1 protein-coding gene and 1 pseudogene are annotated in these 2,228 nt (G+C 69.5%); one reads left to right on the forward strand and one right to left on the reverse strand.

The features are described 5' to 3' along the window. Positions 1-66 precede the first annotated feature (66 nt). A complete protein-coding gene (locus ACQKIP_RS45575; RefSeq protein ID WP_365856018.1) occupies positions 67-1,833 on the forward strand; it encodes an alpha-L-fucosidase in 1,767 nt (588 codons plus the stop codon). Positions 1,834-1,840: 7 nt separating this feature from the next. Here ACQKIP_RS45575 and ACQKIP_RS45580 read toward each other — a convergent pair. After that, positions 1,841-2,228, reverse strand: a pseudogene (locus tag ACQKIP_RS45580) (maleylpyruvate isomerase N-terminal domain-containing protein); the annotation flags it as partial.

Consider the following 2,228-nt stretch of genomic DNA (forward strand, 5'->3'; position numbering starts at 1 on the left):
GCATCCTTCTGGGCTCTTAACATCGGATGACTCGACGGCCCGGGACGGTTGTAGAGGAGATTCGTGATGCGCAAGGTGCTCGGTGTCCTGCTGGCCCTCCTGCTCGCCCTCGGGGTAGCCGTGGCAAGCCCTCCCGCAGCGGTCGCCACGCAGGCGGACCGGGGCGACGCTCCCCGCACGCAGGGCATTCCCGGCGAGATCGGGACCAGCGACGACAAGGACCTCGCGGCCTGGCAGCGGCTCCAGTTCGGGATGTTCATCCACTGGGGTCTGTTCTCCGAACTGGGCGGGGTGTGGAAGGGGAAACCGGTCACCAAGGGCTACAGCGAACAGATCCAGATGTGGGCCGGCATCTCCGACGAGGAGTACCTCGAAGTCGCCGAGCGGTTCAGGCCCGACCGGTTCGACCCCGCGGAGATCTGCTCCCTCGCCAAGCGTGCGGGGATGCGTTACGTGGTCATCACCGGCAAGCACCACGACGGCTTCTCCATGTTCGACACCGACACCACCGGCTACGACGTCGTCGACGCGACCCCCTACAAGAAGGACCCCCTGAAGGCGCTCGCGGACGAATGCCGCAGCCAGGGGCTGAAGTTCGGCTTCTACTTCTCGCTGGTCGACTGGCACCAGGGCCATGACTTCGACGGCAACAACAACAATCCGATCCCCGCGTCCATGGAGCCGGTCATCGAGGGGCAGCTGCGCGAACTGATGACGAACTACGGGGACATCGCCGAGGTGTGGTTCGACATGGCGTCGCCCACCGCCGCGCAGAGCCGTAAATTCGCCGGGATCGTCCGCGCACTCCAGCCGAGGGCGGCGATCAACAGCCGGGTGTGGAACAACCAGGGCGACTTCCGCACCCTGGGCGACAACGAGATCCCCGCGGTGGCGCTCGACGGCGCCTGGCAGACACCCGCGTCGATCTACCACGAGACCTGGGGCTACCGCAGCTGGCAGAAGCGCGAAGACCTGCCCGGCAAGATCAAGGACCTCGTCGGCGGCCTGACCGGCGTGCGCGCCCGCGGCGGCAACTACCTCCTCAACATCGGCCCGCGCGGAGACGGTTCGGTCGTGGAGTTCGAGGCGGACGTCCTGCGCGGCATGGGCGACTGGCTGGACCGCCACCCCCGCGCCGTGCTCGGCGCCTCGGCCACCCGCTTCGGCGGACAGCCCTGGGGCGAGGTCACCGTCAACGACCGCGACCTGTTCCTGCACGTGACCCGGTGGCCCGCGTCCGGCGAACTCAAGCTGCCGGGCCTGGCCACTTCCGTACGCGAGGTCCGCGAGGACGGCTCGAAGGGCCGGCTCGACTGGCGCCGCGACGGCGACGATTTCCTGGTGACGCTGCCCGAGCGGCCACACGACGAGGTACTGCCGGTCGTCAAGGTCGAACTCGGCGGCACGCTCCGGATCATCCCGCAGCACACGGTCGCCCTCGGCCCGGACAACAAGGCCGTCCTGGAGGGCGCCGACATCGAGCACGGCTACAGCTACGCCGACGACGGCAGCTACTACAGCACGAAGCGGACCACGGTGCGCCACACCGCCCACATCAGCACCGGCCGGGCCGGGAAGCTGTCGGTGGCGGTCAGCGGCGAGGCGCGGCCGGAAGCGCTCTACCGGGTGCGGGTCGGCGAGCACTCCCGGTTCGTGAAGGGCGCGGACCTGACCCGGGGTGCCGTCGGCCCCTTCTCCGTACGAGGAGGGAAGGTGACCTCCGTGACCATCACCCTGGCGGCGCCGGAGCATGCGGGGGAGGAACTGGGACTGCGCCTGGACTCGTTGCTGGTCGCCGTCGCACCCGCCGAAAAGCCCGTGGCCCGTAGGTAGCCGGAGGTCAGTTGAGGACGAGCGGGAGCTTGGCGGCCAGGTCGCCGAGGTCGGCCTGCTCCGCATCGGTCGGCGCGCGCCGGCCGGTGCCGATCAGCAGGGCGTCCGTGTCGGAGAACGACTTGGGGAACGGGAATGCGGCGATGTCCTCCAGCATCTCGCGGCAGCGGGCGAGCGGCGGTGCGGGCGGTCCGGCGACGTGCGGGAGGTGGGCGATCAGGTCGAGGTGGTGCAGGGTCCATTCCATGACGTACGTCATGAGGTAGTCGCCGGCGGTGAGGACCTCGTCGCGGGTGCTCACCCGGCTTTCGGGGTCGGCGAGTTCGGCGGCGCGGCCCGCGGCCGAGCCGACGTCGTCGAGGTGGAACTTGAGCAGCCAGGGCTCTCCATAGGCG

Source organism: Streptomyces sp. NPDC059900, assembly GCF_050270335.1.
GTDB lineage: Bacteria > Actinomycetota > Actinomycetes > Streptomycetales > Streptomycetaceae > Streptomyces.

Excerpts from the sequence above, each read along its gene's own strand:
- ACQKIP_RS45575 (WP_365856018.1), top strand. The coding sequence starts at position 67 with ATGCGCAAGGTGCTCGGTGTCCTGCTGGCCCTCCTGCTCGCCCTCGGG.